The following is a 452-nucleotide window of genomic DNA, read 5'->3' on the forward strand; positions in this document are numbered from 1 at the left end:
TTCCAGCACTGTTCCGGCGTGCGGGGTAAAGGATCTGTCACCGCGAATGATAAGGGAAACGACGCAGTTGCGTGGAAGTCTCAGTTCGCGGATTGTCACCCCAGCCAGACGCGACCCTTTGGGCACGTCGGCCTGCAGTAAGTCAGCAGCGATCTCGTCGAGGGGCGCAACCTCGATGGAGACATCTTTAGCCATCTGGGGATCGACGACGCCGAGAATATCCGCGGCGGCAGGCAGAGTTGGGGCTTGGATGCAGGTGAAGACAACAACGAGAACCAGGATAACGTCGAAGAACTTGTCCGCACGATCCATATTCGACGCCATTGGGATGGTTGCCAGAATAATGGGCACGGCGCCGCGCAGGCCAGCCCACGACATGAAGAGCAGTTCGTTGCGTTCGAACCCGAACCATATCGTGCAGGCGGCCACAGCCACTGGGCGCGCAACGAGGG

The 452-nt window shown here is 59.5% G+C and carries 1 protein-coding gene; it reads right to left on the reverse strand.

Annotated elements, in window-relative coordinates:
* Nucleotides 1–452, reverse strand: a 452-nt coding sequence (locus K9U40_RS23775; protein WP_349239464.1) for a cation:proton antiporter, incomplete at both ends; no start/stop codon positions are given.

The sequence above is a fragment of the Xanthobacter autotrophicus genome (assembly GCF_030015065.1).
GTDB classification, from domain to species: Bacteria; Pseudomonadota; Alphaproteobacteria; order Rhizobiales; family Xanthobacteraceae; genus Xanthobacter; species Xanthobacter autotrophicus_D.